The organism is Streptomyces sp. NPDC086989, from assembly GCF_044745505.1.
Classification (GTDB): domain Bacteria; phylum Actinomycetota; class Actinomycetes; order Streptomycetales; family Streptomycetaceae; genus Streptomyces.
This window is the reverse complement of sequence record NZ_JBIVAL010000013.1, coordinates 156,236-177,466: the sequence shown is the minus strand read 5'-3', so window position 1 is coordinate 177,466 and position 21,231 is coordinate 156,236. Positions and strand designations below refer to the sequence as shown.

The following is a 21,231-nucleotide window of genomic DNA, read 5'->3' as shown; positions in this document are numbered from 1 at the left end:
CGCGACCGGCGTCAGGGCGTGAACGTCCAGCGTTGCGCCGGGCTCCCGTCGCAGGCGGCTCGGGTGAGCTGCGTGCCGTCGGCGGTGCCGGCACCGACCGGGGTCAGGCACTGGCCGAGCGTACGGAGGCTGCCGTCCGCTCCCGGCTGCCAGCTCTGGCCGGCTGCTGCGCCGCAGGTCTGGACGGTGACCCGGGAGGTGCTCGTCCCGTCGAGGCAGACCCCGCCCAGGCCGGTGACCCGGCCGTCGGCCTGGAGGCTCCAGCGCTGGTTGGGGCCGCCGTGGCAGGTGTACAGGGTGGGTTCGGTGCCCGGTGCGGTGACGCTGTGCGGCAGGTCGGCGCAGCGGGCGGAGGCGGCCTGGACGAGGGTGGCTCCGGCCGGGAGCGGGGCGGCGCGCCCGGTGAGGCTGATCTCGGCGGCGCTGGTCCAGGGTCCGCGGCCGCCGGCTTCGGTCAGGGACTTCAGGCGCAGGTAGCGGCCCGTCTTGGCGGACAGGGGGACCGAGGTGGCGGAGGCGGTGTCGGCGAAGGTGCCGGCCGCCACCGGTTGGCCCCAGTCGGTGGTGGTGTCGGATACGTACACCTCGTAGCCGCCGATCCTTCCGTTGACGCCGCCGTCCTGGCGGGGCAGGTAGCCGAGGCCGTCGACGGCGTAGCGGGCGCCGAGGTCGATGCGGATCTCGTGCGGCAGCGCGGCCGGGGTGCCCGAGGACCAGGCGGTGTGCCAGATCGTGGCCGGGTCGCCGTCGAATGCGTTCTTGGCCGCGCCGTTCTCGGCGGCGGTCTCCTGACTGTCGACGGAGACCAGGGTCCACGCCGCCTGCGGGACGGGGGCGGAGGTCGCCGGGACCGGGTCGGCCGCGGGGACGGAGGTGCCCGTGACGGTGATGCCGAACGCGCCCGACCTCGTACCCGACTTGACCCACAGGATGCCGCCGCGGTCGGCGGGGTCGAAGTACCAGCCGGTCGCGGCCGCGTCGTAGGCGGCCTTGGACGTCGTGCGGGCCAGGGCGACGCCGTCCGCGGTCACCGCGCCCGGGGCGGAGGCCACGTGGAGGGTGAACTCGTAGCCGCGTGCGGCCGGTTTGCCGGCGTAGCTGCCGGTCGGGGCGCCGACGGAGACGGTGACCGTGCCGGATCCGGTGGCCGGGGCGGTGACGTCCACCTGCTGGCGGGCGTAGGCGCCGGACTGGTGGGCGCGGGTGATCCCGTCGTCCTCGTACAGGCTGAAGGAGGAGTTCCCGCGCGGGTGGATGTCGTAGGTGAGGGTGGAGACGGGCTTCTCCCCGGTGTGGTTCATCTGCGGCCACATCGGCACGATCGCGCCGCCCTTGACGAACAGGGGCAGGGTCTCGAGCGGCGCCCGGTAGCCGTTCAGCCAGCCCGGTCCCGCGTACGTCCTCCCGGTCCAGTAGTCCGTCCAGGTCCCGGCGGGCAGGTAGATGCCGTCGCGGACGGAGGTGGCGGACACCACCGGCGCGACGAGGAAGGAGTCGCCGGCCATGAACTGGCCGCTGGTGAGGTTGCCGCGGGCCACCGGGTCGTCCGGGTACTCCAGGACCAGGGCGCGGGTGCTCGGCACTCCGCTCTCGTGCGCGGTGCGGCTCATGGTGTACAGGTACGGCATCAGCCGCATCTTGAGCTGGAGGTACTTGCGGTTGATGGAGAGGTACGGCTCGGCGAAGCGCCAGGGCTGCTTGTCCTGGTAGCCGGCGGCCGGGTTGGTCGCGCCCCAGCCGGACATGGTCATGAAGGCGGGCGTGAAGGCCTTCCACTGGAGGTCGCGGGTGTACGTCTCGGGGCTGCCGCCGAAGATCCCGTCGACGTCGCCGGAGGCGTAGTTGAGGGCGGACAGGCCGGCGCCGGCGATGGCCGGGACGTGCCAGCGCATGTCGTCCCAGGTGCCGTTCGTGTCGCCGGTCCAGACGACGGCGTTGCGCTGGGTGCCCGCCCAGCCGTCGACGGTCCAGACGTAGCGGCGGGCGTCGGAGTTCTTCTCGATGCCGTCGACGGCCTGCTGGACGCCGGTGAAGGCGGTCTTGTAGCCGCCTCCGATCCAGGCGACGTCCGTCTTCACGCCGCGGGTGCCGGCCGTGCCGACCTCGTCGGCGATGGAGCCGAGGCCCGTGGACGTCCACAGTCCGGTCTGGAAGCCCTTGGCTTTCAGGGCGTCGACCGTGGATTTCAGGGGCGCGGTGTAGCCGCAGCCGTAGCCGTCGTTGGGCAGGAACCATCCCGAGGGCATGTCGGCGGCGCGGGCGTCCGCGGCGTAGCCGACCACGTCGGGCGTGGTCTGGTGGCGCAGGCGGTCGTGGTCGCCCTGGTATGCGGGGTTGGAGGCGTTGAAACAGTCGGCGTTGCCGAGTTCCAGGCCCCACATCGGTGCCATGAACGGTTTGCCGCTCACATCGGTGTAGGCGTCGAGTACGGATTTCAGCGAGTCTCCGGTGAAGTACCAGGCGTCGAAGCGCTTCTCGTCGTGGCTGAGCGTGGTCGGAGCGTTGAAACCGTACGAGCCGGGCGCCCAGGTGTTGCGCATGACGCCGTAGCCGTTGGTGGACATGTAGAAGGGGGCCGGGCTGGCGTTGTTGTTCTCGCGCCACTTGTTGTCGACGGCCACCGGGACGGTGTTCCCGCGCAGCGCCCATTCGCCCAGGCGCAGGCCTGTCCCGTAGAACTGCTCGTCGACGCCGCGGGCCAGGTACTGGGTGGTCCGGGCGGCCGTCCAGGAGGTGGGCTGGGTCTCCTGCCAGACGAGGGTGGAGTTGTCGGCGCGGTAGACGGAGAACTGCAGGGGCGTCTTGTTGACGCGGATGTTCAGGGCTCCGGTGGTGATCCTGTAGTACGCGCCCGCGTCGGTCGAGGCGGAGTCCACGGAGCCGAAGTCGGTGGTGGGGGCGAGGTCGGAGCCGGCCGGGTCGTTGGTGAAGGAGCCGTCGGGCGAGAGCCACAGCCGGAAGATGTCGGCACGGGCGACGATCACGCGGGCCTTGGCACCGCTGGTGGTGGTGACCGTGAAGGTGTTCCCGGACCGGGTGAGTCCGGTGGCGTTGCCCGCCGTGGCCGGAGCCGGGGCAGCCGCGGCCGGGGAGGTCATCGGTCCGGCGGCGGCCAGACCCGCGACGGTGAGGGCGCCGGCGAGCAGCGCGGCCGGTGAGGCGCGCCGGCGCCTGGGCTTCTTGAGGATGCGGATGCTGCTGGGGATGCGGATGAATCTCATGGGGCAGCTCCTCGTGCGGTCCGGATGACGGACACACCGCTTTGGCATGCGCCTGGCAAGATAGCGCCCCACGGAGATCACTTGAAGGATGCTGCTCGAAATCGTCTCCAATCAAGCAGCTTTGAGCACGCATCAGCTGGATGGTGCACAGGGGTCGGCGTGCCGTTTCTGCGGTGAACCGGGCCGCCCGACCAAGCTCGTGAACAGGACTCCTCGAAGTGCGCCGATGTGGAGGCGTGGTCCAAGGACGACGGCGGCAACGTCCACCAGTGGAGCTGCCGCCCGGACGACGACGCGAACCAGAAGTGGACGCTCCGCCGCACGGCCGACGGGTACTGGAACGTCGTCAATCAGAACAGCGGCAAGTGTGCCTGGACATCCAGGGCCCCACGGGTGGGGGCGCCGGCGGTCGGCGGAGCGCGCTCCTGCGACGACCGCCGGCGCCCTCACCGCCGTGCGGTGGTCACGCGGCCTTCGCGATCTCCGGGTGGTCCTTCAGCCAGCTGCGGACCGCCTGTTGCTCGTTGCCCTTGCCCGCCTCCTGGATCTCGGCCTCCAGGCCGGTCAGCTGGGCCTCGGTCATCTTGAACGAGCGCAGCCAGGAGGCCACTTCCGGTTCGTCGGCGGCGAAGCCCTTGCGGGCCAGGGTGTGGATGCCGTCACCCTTGCCCCAGGCTCCCCTGGGGTCCTCCAGCTTCTTCAGGTCGTACGAGGCGTACGCCCAGTGCGGCGACCAGAGCACGACCGCCACCGGCTCCCGCTTCTCGTACGCCCGCTTCAGTTCGGCGAGCATGCCGGGCGTCGATCCGTCGACGACCCGGTACTCGCCGTCGAGGCCGTACTCCTTGAGCAGCTTGCCCTTCAGGATCCCCATCGCGCCCGCGCTGGGCTCGATGCCGATGATCCGGCCCTTGAACTCGCCGCCCTTGCCCTTGAGGTCGGCGAGGGAGGTGACGTCCTTCATGTAGGAGGGGACGGACAGCTCGATGGAGGTCGGGCCGTACCAGGACCCGAGGTCGTCCAGCTTGTTCCCGTACTTCTCCCAGTACTGGGCCTGCGTGACCGGCAGCCAGGCGTCCGTCTGGAAGTCGACCTGGCCGCCCGCCATCCCGGTGAACAGGGCGCCGAGCTCCAGCTGCCGGGCCTCGACCTGGAAACCGCGGCGCTCCAGGAGCTCCTTCCACAGGTAGGTCGAGGCGATGCCCTCGTCCCAGGGGATGTAGCCGATGCTGATCTTGCGGCCCTTGCCGATGCCGTCGGCCGCGGCGCCCGGCTGCCCGGAGCCGCCGAAGGTGTTGAGGCCGCCCGCGACGAGGGCGAGCACCACGGCCCCGGTGACGGCGTAGGCGGGCTGGGGGCGGTGGTTCCACAGCTTGGCGGCGCCGCTCGCGGCGGCCTGTGCCTTGGCCAGGGTGCGGCGGCCGAGCGGGGAGACCCGGCGGCCCAGGGCCCCGGTCATCCGGTCCAGGTACATGGCGAGGATGACGATGGAGATGCCCGCCTCGAAGCCGAGGCCGATGTCGACGTTGCCGATGGCCCGGTAGACGGCGCCGCCCAGCCCGCCGCCGCCGACCATGCCGGCGATGACGACCATGGAGAGGCCGAGCATGATGACCTGGTTGACGCCGGCCATGATGGTCGGCAGCGCCAGGGGCAGCTGCACGCGCACCAGGGTGTCGCGCGGGGTGGTCCCGAAGGCGTCGGCGGCCTCGACGAGTTCCGCGTCGACCTGGCGGATGCCGAGCTCGGTCATCCGGACGCCGGGCGGCAGCGAGAAGATGATCGTCGCGATGATGCCCGGCACGACGCCCACGCCGAAGAAGATGATGCCGGGGATCAGGTAGACCATGGCCGGCATCGTCTGCATGAAGTCCAGGACGGGCCGCAGGACGGCACTGACCCGGTCGGAGCGGGACGCCCGGATGCCGAGCGGGACCGCGAACACGAGTGTGACGAGGGTCGCGACCAGGACCAGGGAGAGCGTGGCCATCGCGTCGCCCCACAGGCCGACGGAGTCGACGAGCGCGAAGCCGGCGAAGGCGAGGAGCGCGGCGAGCAGCCCGCGCAGCCACCACGCGGCGACCGCGAGGATGCCGGCGAACAGCAGCGGGGCGGGCGCGTCGAGCACCGCGTGGATGCCGTCGTACAGGCCGGTGACGAGCGCGCTGATCGCGTCGAACAGCCAGGACAGGTGGCGCTGGAGGAAGTCGACACCGCTGTCGACCCAGGCGCCGAGGTGCAGGCGGGGCATCAGGCGGCCACCTCCGCGCAGCGCACCGGGGCGCGCTGTTCGTCACCGATGAAGGCGACGAGGCGGTCCTGCGCCACGGAGCCCACGACGGTCCCGGACGCGTCGGTGACGGCGACGGGGTGCGGGACGCGGGCGCTGACGGCGCACAGGTCGGCGAGCGGGGTGTCGGCGGTGACGCTCGGGCAGCCGCAGGCGCAGCTCCCGGCGACGGGGCCGCTCATCACGGCGTCGGCCGTGAGCACCCGGGAGCGGTCGACGTCCTGGATGAAGGAGGCGACGTAGTCGTCGGCGGGCCGGGTCAGGATGTCCTCGGCGGTGCCCTGCTGGACGATGCGGCCGTCGCGCATGACGGCGATGCCGTCGCCGAGGCGCATGGCCTCGTTGAGGTCGTGCGTGATGAACACGATGGTCTTCTTGAGCCGCTGCTGGAGTTCGAGCAGCTGGTCCTGCATGTCGCGGCGGATCAGCGGGTCCAGTGCACTGAAGGACTCGTCCATCAGGAGCAGGTCGGCGTCGGTGGCCAGGGCGCGGGCCAGCCCGACGCGCTGCTGCATGCCGCCGGACAGCTCGTCGGGCCAGGACGCCTCCCAGCCGGCGAGCCCGCACAGCTCCAGCGCCTCGGCGGCGCGCCGCTCGCGCTCGGCGCGGGCGACTCCCTGGACCTCCAGCCCGTAGGCGGCGTTCTCCAGCACACTGCGGTGCGGGAAGAGCGCGAAGTGCTGGAAGACCATGCTGATCTTCGTGGAGCGGACGTGGCGCAGCTCACGCCGGGAGAGCGAGGTGAGGTCCTGTCCGTCGAAGAGGATGCGCCCCTCGGTGGGTTCGAGCAGTCCGTTCAGCATGCGCAGCAGCGTGGACTTGCCGGAGCCCGACAGACCCATGACGACGAAGATCTCGCCGGGCTCGACGCGGAATGAGGCGTCGATCACAGCGGCCGTCGTCCCGTTGACGCGCAGGTCGTCGCGGTCGGCGCCGCCTCGCAGCGCGCGGACCGCGGCGGCGCCGTCGGCGGGTCGTCTTCCGAACACCTTGTAGACGTGTTCGGCCTGGAGCGTGGACACATGCACCTCGCGGGTCGTACCGGGGACGGTCTGCGCCCGGCCGGGGGGCCGGGCGCAGACCGTGGAGCGGTGCGGGATCCGCCCGCGCCTGCGCCGGCCGGGGGGACGACCGGCGGAAGGATCCGCTCCGGTACCCGCGAATGCCCGGGGCACTCCGGGGTAAACGCCCGGGTGACCCACCTCACGCCGGCCGGGGCGCCTGCTCCTCGGGGGCCGGGTCCTCGAGCATGGAGGCGCGCAGGTGGGCCAGGAGACGGGTCAGCAGCCGCGAGACCTGCATCTGCGAGATGCCGAGGGCGCTGCCGATCTGGGCCTGGGTGAGCTCCTGGCCGAAACGCATCTGCAGCATCCGGCGTTCCCGGTCGGTGAGCTGTTCGAGCAGCGGCGCGAGGGTCTGGATGTCCTCGACGCGCTCCAGGGCCGGTTCCTCCTCACCCATGACGTCGGCGAGGGTGTGGCCGTCGGCCGAGGCGTCGCCGCCGTCCGCGTGCGCGGTGTGCGGGGCGTCCAGGGAACCGCTGGTGTGGCCGTTGGCGGCGACGAGACCCTCTATGACGTCCTCCTGCGCGAGGCCGAGGTGATCGGCCAGGTCCGCGACGGTGGGCGAGCGGTCCAGGGTGGCGGTCAGCTCCTCCTTCGCCTTGGCTATGTCGATGCGCAGCTCCTGGAGCCGGCGCGGGACGCGGACCGCCCAGGAGGTGTCGCGGAAGTGCCGCTTTATCTCGCCTGTGATGTACGGCATGGCGAGGGTCGCGAACTCGTTCTCGCGGGTGGGGTCGAACCGGTCGATCGCCTTGATCAGGCCGATGGTGCCGACCTGGACGATGTCCTCGATGTCGTCTGCGTCACCCCGGCCGCGGAACCGGCGGACGGCGTACTGGACGAGTGAGGCGTTCATCTCGATGAGCGTGTTGCGGACGTACCGGTGTTCCGGTGTCCCTTCGGGCAGTTCGTGCAGCCGCCGGAAGAACACCCTCGAAAGCTCCCGCGCATTCGCGGGGGCCACCTCCCTGGGCTCCTCGATCCGCGGCAGGTCCGCGATCCGGGCGGCGGCCTGGGTGCCACGGCGAGGACGGGGGACGGCGGCGGTTTCGGAAGTGGAGGACGGGGCAGGGGCGGGCATGGGGTTCGCTCCTTGGGCTTGTCGGCTTGCGGCGCGGGACCTTGACTGCCGTAGATGGTGGTCTCTTTCAGCTTAAACGTCAAGAATTGCCGGAAATGGTGCCGTCCACTTGCCCGCGCGCGCGTGCACACGGGTCACACCCGCGGCACGCGCGCACGCGCGTGACCGGCGGCCCGGATTCCTCCTCCGTGCGAACACGTGGTTGCCCTGTCGAACCCGGGCCGCGCGGGCGCCCGTACGGCCCAGGGCCTGGCGGTGGTCACACGGTTCGGCGGGGGCCCTGCGCTTTTGTGGATCCGCCGTCAGGTGACGCGGAACCCCGCCACCGCGCGGTCCCGATGGAAGGTCAGCCGGTCCCAGGTGGGGAACGCGAGGTCGGTCACGGCGAGCAGCCGCCCGGAGTCGTCGTGCAGGGTGCGGCGCACGGTCAGACCGCAGACCGGCGCGGCGGCCGGCGGGTGGCTGGTGCGGGTCATGGTGAGGGTCTCGGCGACCCGCCCGTGCCCGGCGGCCCGGTCGAGCCACCGGTGCAGGGGCCCGAGGTCCTGGTCCCGGACGGCCGGGCGCTCGCGGTAGCCGGCGAGTTCGGGATCCTCCGCGACCACGCGGGGGCAGAGGTAGGTGACCGCGTCCCGGAGGGTCTCCCCCGACGGGCCGCGCTCGCGGCGGTGGTGGACCAGGGTCCGGTCGCCGCCGCGCATGCCGAGCAGCCCGGCGAGCGAGGGCGGCACGCTGACGAGGGTGAGCCAGCTCTGGTCGTGCACGACGGCGCGCCGGGCTGGGACGGCGGGGACGGCGGGGGCGGGGACTCCGGGGGCGGGGACTCCGGGGTCGGGGGCTCCGAGGGCGAGGAGTCCGGGCGCAGCCGCGGCACCCGCGGCTGCGCCCGGGGCACGCGAGACGCCCGGGGCACCTGCGACGGCGCCGACGGCCGGCCGGGTGCCGCGCCGCCCGGTGACGATCAGCCCGTCCTCCCGCAGCCGCTGGAGGGCGGCCCGGACGGTCTGCCGGTTGACCTGGTAGCGGGCGGCCAGGGTGCGCTCGGAGGGCAGTCTGCCCCCCGGGGTGCGCGCGGCGCGTTCGAGCTCGTCCCGCAGCGCTGCGGCGATCCGCTGGTACTTGGGCATGGCGACGGCGGGGCCGCCGCCCCGCGAAGGCGAGGGCATGGCTTCTCCTGTGACGGGTGGTCAAGGGCTGCGCGGTCTGCCGGTCAACCTAGCATTGGTCTATACCTCTGCGTGAGTGGTGCTCGCCGATCCCGCTCCACCTTGGCCGGATCCGGCCCAACCGGCTACGCCCGCAGGGGGTTCGGGAGCGGGACGTACCGTGCGGCGGCGCCGTCCGCGCGGGTCCAGCGCAGCAGCAGGTTCGTTTTGGCCGGGAGGGACCGCGCGGAGAGGAGTTCCGCGATCTCGGGCAGGCCCCGCTCGGCGTCGTAGCGCAGGAACTCCTCGCGCACCGCCGGCCACACCGTGGCGGCGGTGTCCGGATGGGCCTCGGCGAGGGCCGCCGCGACCTCGGCCAGGTGGTTGACCACCAGGCAGTAGACCAGCCGCTGCCAGGCCCGCGCACGCTCCACCTCCGGCAGGAGCTTGACCCCTTCCGCGTCCCGGAACAGGGCCTGCACCGGCATGCCCCGTGCGTCGACCGCGACCAGGCTGTTCTGCAGGTGGGCCTCCAGTACGACGCCGTGCCGGGCGAACAGGTCCAGTACGGGCGGGACCACATGGCGCAGGTACGCCCGCCACCAGCCCGACGGATCGGCCGTCGCTGCGAGCGGGCTGCCCGCGAACCCCTCCGCGAGCGCGGCGGACGCCATGGCCGTGGCCCCCGGCTCCAACCGCGCGTTCAGGCCGTCGCGGACCAGGACGGCGAGTTCCTCGAAGGCGAAGGACGCCGTCCGGTAGCCGCGGTCGGCGAGCCAGACGGCGTTCGATCCGGCGGCGCGCAGGGCGGTGAACCCGGCCTCGACCGCGGCGTCCGTGCGGCGCAGCTTCAGGAGGTCGTGCCGCCACAGCCGGCGCACGTCGTTGGTGATCCGCACGTCGAGGCTGAACTTCACGAAGAGGTCGCGGCCCGCGCCGCCGCCCCGTTCGTCCGGCCCGCCCGGTACGTACAGCGTGCGGATCGAGGCGGTCGGCCAGGCCGGGCGGCGGCCCGGGCCGAGGCGCAGCAGCCGGCCGTCGGCGAAGGCCGTGCGCACGGCCGCCGAGCCGCCGACCAGGTCCAGCTGCCAGGGATGCGCCGGCAGCAGCCGGTATCCGGCGGGCGGGCGCGGGCCGTCGAGCAGCCCGGCCAGCGCGTCGATCGCCCCGGCGGCGGCCGGTCCGCCCTCCTCGGCCACCTGGTCCTCGCGCAGCCCCAGGAAGACCACGGGGAAGCGGGCGTACGCCTCGGGCGCGTACGGCAGCCAGCTCGCGGCGGGCGCGCCGCCCCGGGCCTTGGGGGCGGGATGGTACGGGTGTCCCATGACGAGGGACTGCTCGGACAGGACGTACGGGTCCTGCGGGGGCGCGGCGCCGGAGCGGACGGCCAGCAGCGCGGCGACGGCCTCGCGGCTGTCGGCGATCTCGACGGGGAGCTCGTCGTTCGGCGTACCCGTGTACCGGCGCAGTTCGTCGGCGGTCAGTTTGACGAGTTCGGTGTGGCTGAGCGGGCGCCACCCGTCGGCGGTGCGCAGTTCGGGGCGCAGCGGCCGGCGCCCGTTCCGCACCCGCAACAGGCGGCCGCTGCCGCGCAGCCGGTGCACGCGCCCGGCGGCACCGTCCGGTACCGAAGCGGCCGGTGCGGAACCGTCCGGTGCCAGAGTGCCCGGTGCGGGAGCGTCCGGTGCGCAACCGTCCGGTCCGGCGGCGAACTCCCCGACGGGATCGGCCGCCTCCCGCAGCAGGCAGTTCAGCAAGGGGGTTGCGGCGTACGCGTCGGCGGCGGCGTTGAGGTCCACGGATTCCATTCGGTCCATCCCATGCGCCGGGGGTTCGCGGGGCGTACCACCGGCCGTGATCTTCAGTATCCGCGATGATGACGTGATCATCACGCCACCCGTGAGAGGAACAGGGCCCTGCATCCCAGCATGAACCTCCCCGCCTCCCCGGCCGAACAGGCCGTGTCCGCAGAACTGGCCGAGGTGCGCCCCGCGCTCGGTTCCGCTTACGGGGCCGCGCTCGCCGGCGCCCGGGCCGCCGTGCTGACCCGGCTCTGGCGGGCGCTGGCCTGCGAACCGCTGCCGTGGGTGGAGCGCCGCGAGCGGGAGCCCGGCGCGCTCACGGTGCTGCTGTCCGGGGGCAGACGGCTGGAGGGACCGCTGCCGGACCCGTACGCGACCGAACCGTACGTCTTCGAGGTCCTGCTCGACGGAGTCCCGTACCGGCAGGCCGGGCGGCTGATGGCGGCGCTGGGGGTGCCGCACGGGGATGCCTTCGCCACCGAGCTGGACGACAGCACGGCCTCGCTCGCCCTGTCCCGGGCCGGGCAGCCGGCCGCGGCGGACGACGCCGCTCCGCTCACCGCCCGGGAGTGGGAGCAGCGCGTGGTCGACGGCCATCCCTACCACCCGAACTGCCGCTCCCGGCCCGGTTTCTCGGTGGCCGAGCAACTCGCGTACGCGCCGGAGCACCGGCCGGTGGTCGAGCTCGGGCTGGTCGCCGTACCGGCCGGGGAATGCCTGGTCACGGGCGCCTGGCCGGCCGGAATGCGGGACGGTGGGCGGCTGCTGCTGCCGGTGCACCCGTGGCAGGCCGAACACGTCCTGAAGCAGACGGGCCGGGGCGGCGGGGCACTGCGCCCCGGCTTCGCGGCGCATCCGCTGATGGCGTTGCGCACGCTCGCGCCCGTGGCGGGCGGTGCCCATGTGAAGACGGCGCTGAGCACCCGGCTGACCTCGTCCGTCCGGGACATCTCCGTCTACTCCGTCGAGACGGCGGCAGCGGTGTCCGCGTTCGCGCAGGCCGTGTCCGAGCGGCTCGACGGCCGGCTGCACGTCACCCGCACGCTGGGCGCCGCGACCGCGCACAGCCCGGATCTCACGGCGGTGCTGCGCGAGCCCCCCGAGGTGTACGCGGACGCCGCGGCGGGCGAGCGGGTCGTTCCGGTGGCGGCCCTGGGCCGGGCGCCGTTCGCACGCTCGGCGGCCTGGCGGGAAGCGTTCGCCCGGCTGGCGCTCTCGGTGTGCCTGGAGGTGCTGGACCTCGGGGTGGCCCTGGAGGCCCATGGCCAGAACCTCCTCGTCGTCCTGTCCCCGGAGGGGGAACCGTTGCGGCTGGTCTACCGCGATCTCGCCGACATCCGGATCAGCCCGGAGCGGCTCGCCCGGCACGGCCTGCCGGTACCGCCCCTGGCGGGCCGGCTGGTCACCGACGACGTGACGGCACTGCGGCGCAAACTGTTCGGTTCCCTGGTGACCGGGGCCCTGGGGGCCACGGCGGGTTCGGCGGCGGCCCTCGGCCAGGCGCTGGCACAGGCGGACGGCCTCCCGGCGACGGCCGACACCGAGGCGCTGCTGACCTCGCCGCTGCCGGCCAAGGCCCTGACGCTGATGCGGCTGAGCCCCGGGATCCCGGGAGACCAGTGGGCGGAACTGGACAATCCGCTGGCCGGGAGCGGGCGCCGGGGACGGGCGGGCTAGTGTCACAGGGCATGAAGGAGACCTCGGACCTCAGTTCCGTACGGGCGTCCTACGACGCCGTCGCCGTCGACTACGCCCGGCTCCTCGGCACGGAGCTGGACGGAAAGCCGCTGGACCGGGCCATGCTGGCCGCCTTCGCCGAGTGCGTGCGCGCCGACGGGGGCGGCGCGGCCCGCGCGGTCGCGGACCTGGGCTGTGGCCCGGGGCGCGTGACGGCCCATCTGGACGGGCTCGGCGTACGGACCTTCGGCGTCGACCTGTCCCCCGCGATGGTCGCGGTGGCCCGGCGCAGCTATCCGGGCCTGCGGTTCGAGGTGGGGTCGATGGCGGCGCTGGACATCGCCGACGGGGTGCTCGGCGGCGTCCTGGCCTGGTACTCCACGGTGCACACCCCGCCGGGGGAACTTCCCGCGCTGTTCACGGAGTTCGCCCGGGTGCTGGCGCCGGGCGGGCATCTGCTGATCGCGTTCAAGGCGGGCGACGAGAAGCTGCGGCTGGAGCACGCGTACGGCCACCCGGTCGGGCTGGACGTGTACCGGACCCCGCCGGAACTGATGGCCGATCTGCTCGGCGGAGCCGGCCTGGAGGAGGTCGCCCGCCTGATCCGGCAGCCCGCGGACCAGGAGAAGTCCCCCCAGGGCTTCGTCCTGGCCCGCAAGCGGGGCTGACGGCCGCGAGCCGCCGGACAGCGGCTCGCGGCCAGCGGCCAGCGGCCAGCGGCTAGCGGCTCCCTTCCAGCACCTCCAGCCGCTGCTGCGTCAGCCGCAGGAGTCTCGGTTCGAGGCTCGGCAGGGCGCTGAGCAGCCGGACGAGTTCGGGGCCGGAGTCGCGGGCCGCGGCCTGGTCCTTGAGCTGGGTCCAGCAGTAGAGGGCGCCCGCCGCGGCCGCGAGGACCTCGGGGGCGTCCGGCGGCTGGTGCTCCAGGCGGGTGCGCCCGGCGTTGATCCACAGCTGCGTCGCCGACCGGTAGTTCCCGGCCATCCGGGCGAGGTCGGCGCGGATCTCCGCCCAGTGGGTGGCCTCGGGCGAGGTGTACCCGTGGGTCTGGAGGACGTGCTGCTCCCAGGCCTGGGCGAGGGTGGCCGCCTCCTGGTGCCGGCCGCCGGAGGCGAGGGCGTGGATGTGCGGCCGCGGGTCCGCGACCGGGACCGGCTCCTGCTGTTCCTGCTGCTCCTGCTGTTCCTGCGGGGCGGGTGCGCTGAGTTCGCGGGTCGCCGGCAGGACGAGGGTGCCGGGCGGCAGGGCGGCGGCTCCCACGGCGAAGGCGTGCAGCTGGAGGTTGGTGGGCCGGGTGGGGCTGCGGCGCAGCTGGTCGATCCAGTGACGGGTGTACGAACTCACCCGGTCCGCCCCGCCGGCGAAGGCGGGCGGTACGACCACCCCGTACACCTCGGCGGAGGGTGGCGCGGCCAGCGTGCCGTACTCCTGCAGCACCGGCCAGGCCGCTTTGTCGGCGACGAGGTCGAGCACCACCGTGGTCGGCCCGCCGGGACGCGCCCCGAGCTCGGTCCCCAGCCAGTCCCACGGGAGCGCCGTGTAGCGGACGGTGGAGGCGGTGGTCCCGGCGAGTGCGAGGTGCAGGCGGTGCCCGCGGCGGTCGAGCGTGAGCCGGCCGGAGAGGTAGACGAGCAGCGGCCCGGGGGTCGCCGCGGCGGCGCGCAGCCGCATCAGCACGGTGTTGGGATCCCGGGCGCCGTCGAGGTACGTGGTGTCACTGGGGGCGTGGCTGTTCAGCAGCGCGGCCACGGGCAGTACCCCGAGCGCGGCCAGATTCGCGCTGGGCGCGACCTGAACGGCCCGCCGCCGCAGGGCGGCGTCGCCCGCTATCAGAAGAACATGCCCCCGCTGCTGCCTGCCGGCTCCGTCGATCTGCATGTCCAGACGGTACTCACCTCCCGCCCCGGTCGCAGCCACCGGATCGGAATCCGCGCCCCGGCCACGACGTTTGCGCTGCCCGGACCTGATGTGCGGGCAGCACGACTGTGCCGGCCCGGACCCGGTTCCGGCGCGTGCGGCGGCGCGAGGCGGCACGTGCGGCGGCGCGCGAGGCGGGGGTTCGCCCTGCGGGACCGGGGCGGGTCTGGGCCGTTCGGGGGGCAGCGGGGGCGCCGTGGGCCCGCCTTCGCCGTGATCGGGCCGGGCGATGGCAGGAAGGAGGGATGAGCCTCCACCGCCGCCGCCTGCTGGGCAGCGCCCCCGCGGCCGTCCTCGCCGCCTTCGGGGTGGCCGGGGCCCGCGGTCCCGACTGGGCGGCGCTCGCCCGCGGGATCGACGGGCGGGTGGTGCTGCCGGGCGACCGCGACTACCCCGAGGCCCGGCAGTCGTTCCAGCCCCGGTACGACGCGGTCGCGCCCGGCGCGGTGGCCTATCCCGCGCACGCCGCCGACGTGGCCGTCTGCCTGGACTTCGCCCGCCGCTCCGCGGTCCCGGTGGTCCCGCGCGCCGGGGGCCACAGCTACGCCGGCTGGTCCACCTGCGCCGGCGGGCTCGTCGTCGACGTCGGCGCGATGGCCGGGCTGGCCGTCGAGGGGAGCGGCGTGCGGATCGGTGCCGGGGCCCGGCTCGGCGACGTCAACCGGGCCCTCGCCGGGCGGGGCCTGGGCCTGCCGACCGGGCTGTGCCCCACCGTCGGGATCGCGGGGCTCACCCTGGGCGGCGGGCTGGGTCTGGCCTCGCGGGCGTACGGGACCACCTCCGACGCGCTCACCGGCGTCACCGTGGTCACCCCGGACGGGATCGTGCGCGAGGCCGACGCCACCCGGAACGCGGAGCTGTTCTGGGCCCTGCGCGGCGGCGGGGGCGGCAACTTCGGCGTGGTGACCGAGTTCCGCTTCCGCACCCACCCGGCCGGCGACTGCGCATACGCCGAACTCCACTGGGCCGAGGCCGACTCCGCGGCCCTGCTGCGCGGCTGGCAGCGCTGGCTGACGGCCCTGCCCGAACCGTTCTGGAGCCAGGTCGAGTTCCTCGTGGAAGCCGGTCCGGCGGCCGCCCCCGCCGTGCGCGTGCTGTGCCTCGACGGCCGCGCCGAGCTGGACCGACAGCTGACCCGGCTGTCCGATCTGGTCGGCAGACCGCTGCGGGACAGCTGGGTCGTCGTGCGCGGCCACGAGGAGACCCTGCGCGCCATGTCGGGCTGCGCGGAGCAGAGCGCCGCGCAGTGCCATCTGCCGGGGACCCTGCCCGGCCGGACCCCCGAGGGGCTGGTCGGCCGGGATTCGTACGGCGGGCGCTCGGACTTCTGGGGCGGCGCCGGGCTGCCGGACGCCGGCATCGCGGCCGTGCTGGCCGCGGTGCGGCGCTACGGGCGGAGCGTGCCGGGCGGCGGCCTCGGGGTGGTGCAGTTCTCCGGGGAGCTGGGCGGGGCCGTGAACCGGCCGGCGCCGTCCGACACGGCGTTCGTGCACCGCGACAGCGCGTTCCTCACCCAGTACCTGGCCTACTGGCCGGTGTCAGCGACGCCCGCGGAGGTGGCGCGGCACCAGGGCTGGCTCGACGGGCTGTGGCAGGACCTGCGCCCGTGGGCGAGCGGCCGCGCCTACCAGAACTACGTCGATCCGAAACTGCCCGCCTGGCGGGAGGCGTACTACGGGCCCAACCTCGCCCGCCTCGAAGCCGTCCGGAGCGCCTACGACCCGGAGCGGCTGTTCCGCTTCCCGCAGGCCGTCTAGTGCCGCGACCGGAGGGGTTCACCGCGTCACGGCGCCCGGCACGGCCCCCCGCCGCGTTGCCGGACCACGCGAGTGCGTCCGGTGCCAGCGGTGACCCTCCGCCCTGCGGTGCACCACACCGAACACCGCGACCCGGCTCACCCTTCCGGCCACAGCACCAGAGGAGCTCGACATGCGACGTACGTTGACCGTGGCGGCGGCGACGGCCGCCCTGCTGCTGCCCGCGGGGCCGCTGCCGGTGGCCGAGGCCGGCAGCGCCCAGCCACCGGCCGCCCGGTGGTCCGCGACGGGGTCCGCCGCGAGGTCCGCCAAGTCGCCCGCCACGTGGTCCGCCCGCGAGGCGGAGAACTTCTGGACGGCCGACCGGATGGCGTCCGCCGCCCCCATGACCCCGGCGTCCGCTCCGGCCACCGACCCCGGCACCGGGCAGGACTTCGACGGGATCCCGGTCGTCGGCCGGATGTTCGTGATGAAGGGCGGGGGCGCGTACTTCTGCACCGCGAGCGTGGTCGCCTCCCCCGGCCGCAACCTGGTGCTCAGCGCGGCGCACTGCCTGCTGGGCACCGACGCCCGCCAGGTGGCCTTCGTACCGCTGTACACGGCGGACAACCCTCAGCCGTACGGGATGTTCCCGGTGCTGCGCGCCGCCGACGGGCGGTCGAAGGTGTGGATCGACTCGCGGTACAAGACCCTGGGCGCCGACAAGGGGGCCACCCTCGACGTGGCGTTCGCGCAGGTCGGGCCGGACGCCGACGGGTTCCCGGTCGAGGACGTGGTGGGCGGGAACCGCCTGGTCACGGGCGCCGGTTACGAGCACGCGAAGGTGTCGCTGATCGGCCATCCGGCGTCGGCGGCGCGTCCGCGGCTGTGCGTGAACCGCACGACGAAGTTCACCAGCAAGGATCCGGGGATCCCGGGATCGTTCCTGCGGATCGACTGCACCGGGTACCCCGGCGGGACCAGCGGCGGCCCCTTCCTGAGGAACTACGACAAGGTGACCGAGACCGGGGAGGTGGTGGGCGTGATCGGCGGCTGGAAGACGGGCGGGGACACCGCCGACACCTCGTACAGCTCGTACTTCGGCGCGGACGTCAAGAAGTTGTACGAGCAGGCGGTTGCCGGGGCAAAGGCGGGGTGAGGACCCGCACCCACCGGGTGCGCCGCGGGTTACCCACCGTGCGCGGGGCCGCCGGCGGCCCCGCGCCGCCCAGCTGATCGGCGGGCGGGAGACCGAGCTGGCGGCGCAGGTCTGCGAGGGCAGCGTGCACCGGCGCCAGGATGACCTCCGCGCGCGGGTGGGCGTACGCCAGCGCGTGCGCGGTGGTCTCGATGGTCTCGGCGGCGTCCTCGGCGGCCGTGCGGCTCCACCCGCCGGGCCCGGCGGCGCTCCAGGGCGCGACGGCGTCGTAGAGGTGGCAGGCGGCATCGGCCACGGCGTCGGCCCGTTCACCGACACCCGGCGCCGCGATGGTCGGCAGCAGCTCCATGCCGGGTCAACGACCGAGACCGCTGCGGGGAACGACCACCGTGCCGTCGGTTCACCGGGCGAGGCTCATCCGAGGCGCCGGGCCACCGCCTGCGAGCCCGCGGCGGCCACGGCGGCGAGGGCCAGCCCCTGCACGGCGTCCCGCACCCCCACCGGCCGCAGCACGCCGGCGCGACGCAGCTGGCCGCGGGCCCAGAGGGTGAAGGGGACGACGAGGAGCGGTGAGGTGACCACGCCCGGGGTGTAACCGCGGGTGGCGGCCGCCTGCCCGAGGTGGACGAGGCCGTGCAGGCCGAAGCCGTTCAGGCTGGCCTGGTAGAAGGCGGACCGGCCGCCGGTGCGATGCCCGTCGGCGGCCGCCGCGGCCACGATGACGGCCATCACTCCGACGGCGCGGGCGAACTGCCGTCCGTCTGTGCTGCCCAGCAGGTCCCAGACGCGGTCGGGGACGCGGGGGTGGCGTTCGCGCAGTACGGGGACCCGGGTGCGGGCCCAGCGTCCCACGGTCGCCACCTCCTCCAGGTCGTGCAAGGCCCAGGCGGCCAGCAGCCCCCATCCGGTGGCGGCAACGGCGGCTTCGGTGGCGGCAGTTCGTATCGGTGTGCTCATGAGGCCACAGTCTGCAGCCAGACGGGGAGCAACAGCAGCGACACGACCGAACTCTTGATCACCAGGGAGGCGGACAGGTCCACGCCGACCTCGTAGCGCTGGGCGAAGACGAACAGGTTCTGCGGGGTGGGCATCGCGGCGATCAGGACGAGGTACGTCAGCCACTGCCCCCGTACGCCGAACAGCACCCCGCACACCACCCAGGCCAGCAGGGGGAAGGCCAGGCACTTGAAGGCGATGAGGGCCAGCTCCTCGCGGGAGGTGCCGCGGACGTCAAGCCCCGTACCGCCCAGGTGCAGGCCGAGGGCGAACAGGGCGATCGGCGAGGCGCTGTCGCCGACGAAGGCGGCCCCGTCCAGGACCACGTCCGGCAGGTGCACGGAGAGGAGGTTGAGCAGGATTCCGGCGTTGCAGGACAGCACCACGGGCGTGGCGAGCGAGGCGGCGACGGCCCGCGAGAGCCGCTGTCCGGGGCCTCCCGTGCCCGCTGCGGCACGGCCCAGTTCCATGATGGAGATGACGACGAGGGAGAGCACGCAGACCTGGAAGAGCAGGACGGGGAAGATCGGTGCGGCCGTGCCGAAGACGGTGATGAACACGGGGACGGCGAAATAGGCCGTGTTCACCTGCACCCCGGCCATCACGCGCAGCGCCACGTCGCGCGGCTCCCGAAGGCCGCGGGCGGCCGACGCGGAGGCGATGGCGAGCACCGCGAGGGCGGCGGCCGCGGCGTAGGCGCCGATCGCCCGCCAGTTGAAGAGTGCTCCGAGGTCGCTCTTGTAGATGTTGCCGAAGAGGTAGCAGGGGACGGCGAAGAGGAAGGCGTAGTCGGCGAACACCTTGGAGGCCTCGGCCGGGACGGTCTTGCGGCGGGCGAGCAGCACGCCGCCGCCGAAGGCCAGCAGTACCGGGACGAGTTTTTCGAGCGCTGCGGCCGTGCCCATGTGGACGTGATCCCCCTTGATCGACGGCGTGCAGCCTACTCCCGCCCGCTCCGGGGGCCTGCGGGCGCATAGGCTGGTCCGACCATGAGCAATCAGGACGAAGCCCGTGCCGGTACGCCGGCCGCCGCGCAGGGGCCGCGGGCGCCGGTGCGGTTCACGGCGGTGCTGCGCACTCCCGCCCGGACGGCGGAGCCGCTGTTCGCACAGGCGCCCAAGGCCTGGCAGCGGATGCTGCCCTACGTCGTCGTCGGCGTCTTCGTGGTGTCGCTGCTGCCGGCGACCATCGCCGTGCTGACCAACGACTACAAGGCCGGCGGCGGCTGGGCGGGCGCGCTGGGCGTGGCCCAGACCGTGCCGCTGCTGCTGGCGGTGACGCGGCCGGTGCCCGCCTGGGCCCTGGTCCTGGTCGCGGACACGGTCGGCGCGGTGGTGCTGGCCCACGCCGACGAGGTGGCCGGGCACGCCTGGCCGTGGACCCCGATGAGCATCGTCGGGTACCTGGTCCTGATGATCTGCCTGGGACTGCGCGCGTCCGTCCGGACCCTGGTCGGGGTGTGGCTGGTGACGGGCGCCGTCGGTGTGGTGCTGGGCTTCTACGAGCCCGACGGGGTGACCACCACGGCCGCGCTGCTCTTCGTACTGAGCGGCAGCTTCCTCGCCGTGACGGGGGCGCTGCGCCGGATCGGCGACGCGCAGGCGCGGGTCGCGGAGCAGGAGAGCGTCAACGAGGCCGAGCGGGCCCGGCGGACCCTGCTGGAGGAGCGGGCGCGGATCGCCCGGGAGTTGCACGACGTGGTCGCCCACCACATGTCGGTGATCACCGTGCAGGCCGATTCCGCGCCGTACCGACTGCCCGGCATGCCCGGGCCCGTACAGGAGGAGTTCACGGCGATCGCGGCCAGTGCGCGCGAGTCGCTGAGCGAGATGCGGCGGCTGCTGACGGTGCTGCGCGGCGACGGGACGAACGGCGAGGCCGGCGGCGCCGGCGAGCTGGCCCCACAGCCGGGCATCGGCCGGATCCAGCAGCTGGTGGAGGCGACCGTACGGGCCGGGCAGCCGGTGGAGTTGTCGCTCGCCGCCGGGGCGGAGCGGGCGGCGCCGCCGGCCGTGGACCTGTCGGCGTACCGGATCGTGCAGGAGGCGCTGGCCAACGTGGTGCGGCACGCGCCGGGCGCCGAGACCCGGGTGTCGGTGACGCACGACACCTCGGAGGTGCTCGTGCTGGTGGTCAACGGCCCGGCGGCGCGGGACGCCGCACGCGCCCTGGAGAGTTCGGGCACCGGGCACGGGCTGGTCGGCATGCAGGAGCGCGTACGGTTGACCGGCGGAACGCTGGACACCGGTCCGCTGCCCGACGGCGGCTTCCGGGTCGCGGCCCGCCTGCCCCTGAACGACGCCAGCGAGGAAGCCAGTTGACCATCCGTGTGATCATCGTCGACGACCAGGCCATGGTGCGCGCGGGGTTCGCCGCCCTGCTGTCGGCGCAGGCCGACATCGACGTGGTGGGCGAGGCCCCCGACGGGCGGCAGGGGGTGCAGGTCTCGCGCACCGTGCACCCCGACGTGGTGCTGATGGACGTGCGCATGCCGGAGATGGACGGCCTGGCTGCGGCCCGGGAACTGCTCAGCCCGCCGCCGGGGGTCGTCCACCGGCCGAAGGTGCTGATGCTGACCACCTTCGACATCGACGACTACGTGTACGAGGCGCTGCGGGCGGGCGCCTCCGGGTTCCTGCTGAAGGACGCGCCGCCCGCCGACCTGATCGCGGCGGTCCGGGTGGTCGCGTCGGGCGAGGCCCTGCTCGCGCCCTCGGTGACCCGGCGGCTGATCGCGGACTTCGTCCAGCAGCGGCCGGCCCCGCGCAAGGACCCGGCGCTGCGGCTGAACGGGCTGACCCCGCGGGAGACCGAGGTGCTGGAACTGATCGCGCGCGGCCTGTCGAACCAGGAGATCGCCGGCCACCTGGTGCTGGCGGAGCAGACGGTGAAGACGCACATCGGACGGGTGCTGGCCAAGCTGGACCTGCGCGACCGGGCCCAGGCGGTGATCTTCGCCTACGAGGCCGGCCTGGTCCGCCCCGGCGACGGCGTCTGACGCGCCGGCTCTCTCCACCCCGGACGCACCGGCTCTCCTCCACCCCCGGACGCGCCGGCTCTCCTCCACCACCCCCTACCGGGGTATGACATCCGACTTGGCTCCGCGGTCCGACGTCCGGTGCGGGACCTCCTTCCTACCTTCTCCC

Annotated in this window: 16 protein-coding genes and 1 pseudogene; 7 read left to right on the top strand and 10 right to left on the bottom strand. The window is 73.9% G+C overall.

The window, feature by feature from the left end:
* Window positions 1–11: 11 nt before the first annotated feature.
* On the bottom strand, window positions 12–3,221 hold the full coding sequence (locus ACIPK4_RS29085) for a TIM-barrel domain-containing protein (protein WP_402317833.1): 3,210 nt from the start codon (window positions 3,219–3,221) through the stop codon (window positions 12–14).
* A gap of 210 nt (window positions 3,222–3,431) precedes the next feature.
* On the opposite strand from ACIPK4_RS29085, the pseudogene ACIPK4_RS29080 reads away from it, so the two are divergent.
* A pseudogene (locus ACIPK4_RS29080) lies at window positions 3,432–3,596 on the top strand (RICIN domain-containing protein); the annotation flags it as partial.
* An 88-nt stretch (window positions 3,597–3,684) separates the two neighbouring features.
* On the opposite strand, the gene ACIPK4_RS29075 reads toward ACIPK4_RS29080, so the two are convergent.
* The 5 genes from ACIPK4_RS29075 to ACIPK4_RS29055 all read right to left on the bottom strand — a co-directional run bounded on the left by ACIPK4_RS29075 (window position 3,685) and on the right by ACIPK4_RS29055 (window position 10,618).
* Window positions 3,685–5,472, bottom strand: a complete 1,788-nt coding sequence (locus ACIPK4_RS29075; RefSeq protein WP_402317831.1) for an ABC transporter permease/substrate binding protein — start codon at window positions 5,470–5,472, stop codon at window positions 3,685–3,687.
* Window positions 5,472–6,533, bottom strand: coding sequence for a glycine betaine/L-proline ABC transporter ATP-binding protein (locus ACIPK4_RS29070; protein WP_376205409.1), 1,062 nt, complete (start codon window positions 6,531–6,533; stop codon window positions 5,472–5,474). Before ACIPK4_RS29070 ends, ACIPK4_RS29075 begins: the two co-directional genes overlap by 1 nt.
* A gap of 181 nt (window positions 6,534–6,714) precedes the next feature.
* Window positions 6,715–7,656, bottom strand: coding sequence for a SigB/SigF/SigG family RNA polymerase sigma factor (locus tag ACIPK4_RS29065; protein ID WP_402317828.1), 942 nt, complete (start codon window positions 7,654–7,656; stop codon window positions 6,715–6,717).
* Between the two features lie 302 nt (window positions 7,657–7,958).
* Entirely contained in the window at window positions 7,959–8,822 is an 864-nt protein-coding gene (locus ACIPK4_RS29060) for a winged helix-turn-helix domain-containing protein (RefSeq protein ID WP_402317825.1), read from the bottom strand.
* A 125-nt stretch (window positions 8,823–8,947) separates the two neighbouring features.
* Window positions 8,948–10,618 (bottom strand): IucA/IucC family protein, encoded by a 1,671-nt coding sequence (locus ACIPK4_RS29055; RefSeq protein WP_402317823.1) that lies wholly within the window; start codon window positions 10,616–10,618, stop codon window positions 8,948–8,950.
* A 111-nt stretch (window positions 10,619–10,729) separates the two neighbouring features.
* On the opposite strand from ACIPK4_RS29055, the gene ACIPK4_RS29050 reads away from it, so the two are divergent.
* Both ACIPK4_RS29050 and ACIPK4_RS29045 read left to right on the top strand, forming a co-directional pair.
* Complete coding sequence (locus tag ACIPK4_RS29050; RefSeq protein ID WP_402317820.1) at window positions 10,730–12,280, top strand: IucA/IucC family protein; 1,551 nt, start codon at window positions 10,730–10,732, stop codon at window positions 12,278–12,280.
* Window positions 12,281–12,291: 11 nt separating this feature from the next.
* Entirely contained in the window at window positions 12,292–12,948 is a 657-nt protein-coding gene (locus ACIPK4_RS29045) for a class I SAM-dependent DNA methyltransferase (protein ID WP_402317818.1), read from the top strand.
* Between the two features lie 52 nt (window positions 12,949–13,000).
* Here the strand turns inward: ACIPK4_RS29045 and ACIPK4_RS29040 are convergent, their stop codons facing one another.
* Window positions 13,001–14,155, bottom strand: coding sequence for a hypothetical protein (locus ACIPK4_RS29040; protein WP_402317815.1), 1,155 nt, complete (start codon window positions 14,153–14,155; stop codon window positions 13,001–13,003).
* Window positions 14,156–14,439: 284 nt separating this feature from the next.
* On the opposite strand from ACIPK4_RS29040, the gene ACIPK4_RS29035 reads away from it, so the two are divergent.
* Both ACIPK4_RS29035 and ACIPK4_RS29030 read left to right on the top strand, forming a co-directional pair.
* Window positions 14,440–15,951 (top strand): FAD-binding oxidoreductase, encoded by a 1,512-nt coding sequence (locus tag ACIPK4_RS29035; protein WP_402317813.1) that lies wholly within the window; start codon window positions 14,440–14,442, stop codon window positions 15,949–15,951.
* A 172-nt stretch (window positions 15,952–16,123) separates the two neighbouring features.
* Complete coding sequence (locus ACIPK4_RS29030; RefSeq protein WP_402317810.1) at window positions 16,124–17,089, top strand: serine protease; 966 nt, start codon at window positions 16,124–16,126, stop codon at window positions 17,087–17,089.
* Here ACIPK4_RS29030 and ACIPK4_RS29025 read toward each other — a convergent pair.
* The 3 genes from ACIPK4_RS29025 to ACIPK4_RS29015 all read right to left on the bottom strand — a co-directional run bounded on the left by ACIPK4_RS29025 (window position 17,043) and on the right by ACIPK4_RS29015 (window position 18,990).
* The gene (locus ACIPK4_RS29025; RefSeq protein ID WP_402317807.1) at window positions 17,043–17,438 is read right to left on the bottom strand and encodes a hypothetical protein; all 396 of its coding nucleotides are present in this window, start codon (window positions 17,436–17,438) and stop codon (window positions 17,043–17,045) included. The genes ACIPK4_RS29030 and ACIPK4_RS29025 overlap by 47 nt on opposite strands.
* Before the next feature lie 65 nt (window positions 17,439–17,503).
* The gene (locus ACIPK4_RS29020) at window positions 17,504–18,046 is read right to left on the bottom strand and encodes an HXXEE domain-containing protein (RefSeq protein WP_402317804.1); all 543 of its coding nucleotides are present in this window, start codon (window positions 18,044–18,046) and stop codon (window positions 17,504–17,506) included.
* Window positions 18,043–18,990, bottom strand: a complete 948-nt coding sequence (locus ACIPK4_RS29015; protein WP_402317801.1) for an AEC family transporter — start codon at window positions 18,988–18,990, stop codon at window positions 18,043–18,045. The genes ACIPK4_RS29020 and ACIPK4_RS29015 overlap by 4 nt, the downstream gene beginning before the upstream one ends.
* Before the next feature lie 84 nt (window positions 18,991–19,074).
* Between ACIPK4_RS29015 and ACIPK4_RS29010 the strand changes: the two genes are divergently transcribed.
* Both ACIPK4_RS29010 and ACIPK4_RS29005 read left to right on the top strand, forming a co-directional pair.
* A complete protein-coding gene (locus ACIPK4_RS29010) occupies window positions 19,075–20,406 on the top strand; it encodes a sensor histidine kinase (protein WP_402317800.1) in 1,332 nt (443 codons plus the stop codon).
* The gene (locus ACIPK4_RS29005; protein WP_402317797.1) at window positions 20,403–21,083 is read left to right on the top strand and encodes a response regulator; all 681 of its coding nucleotides are present in this window, start codon (window positions 20,403–20,405) and stop codon (window positions 21,081–21,083) included. The genes ACIPK4_RS29010 and ACIPK4_RS29005 overlap by 4 nt, the downstream gene beginning before the upstream one ends.
* Window positions 21,084–21,231 lie beyond the last annotated feature (148 nt).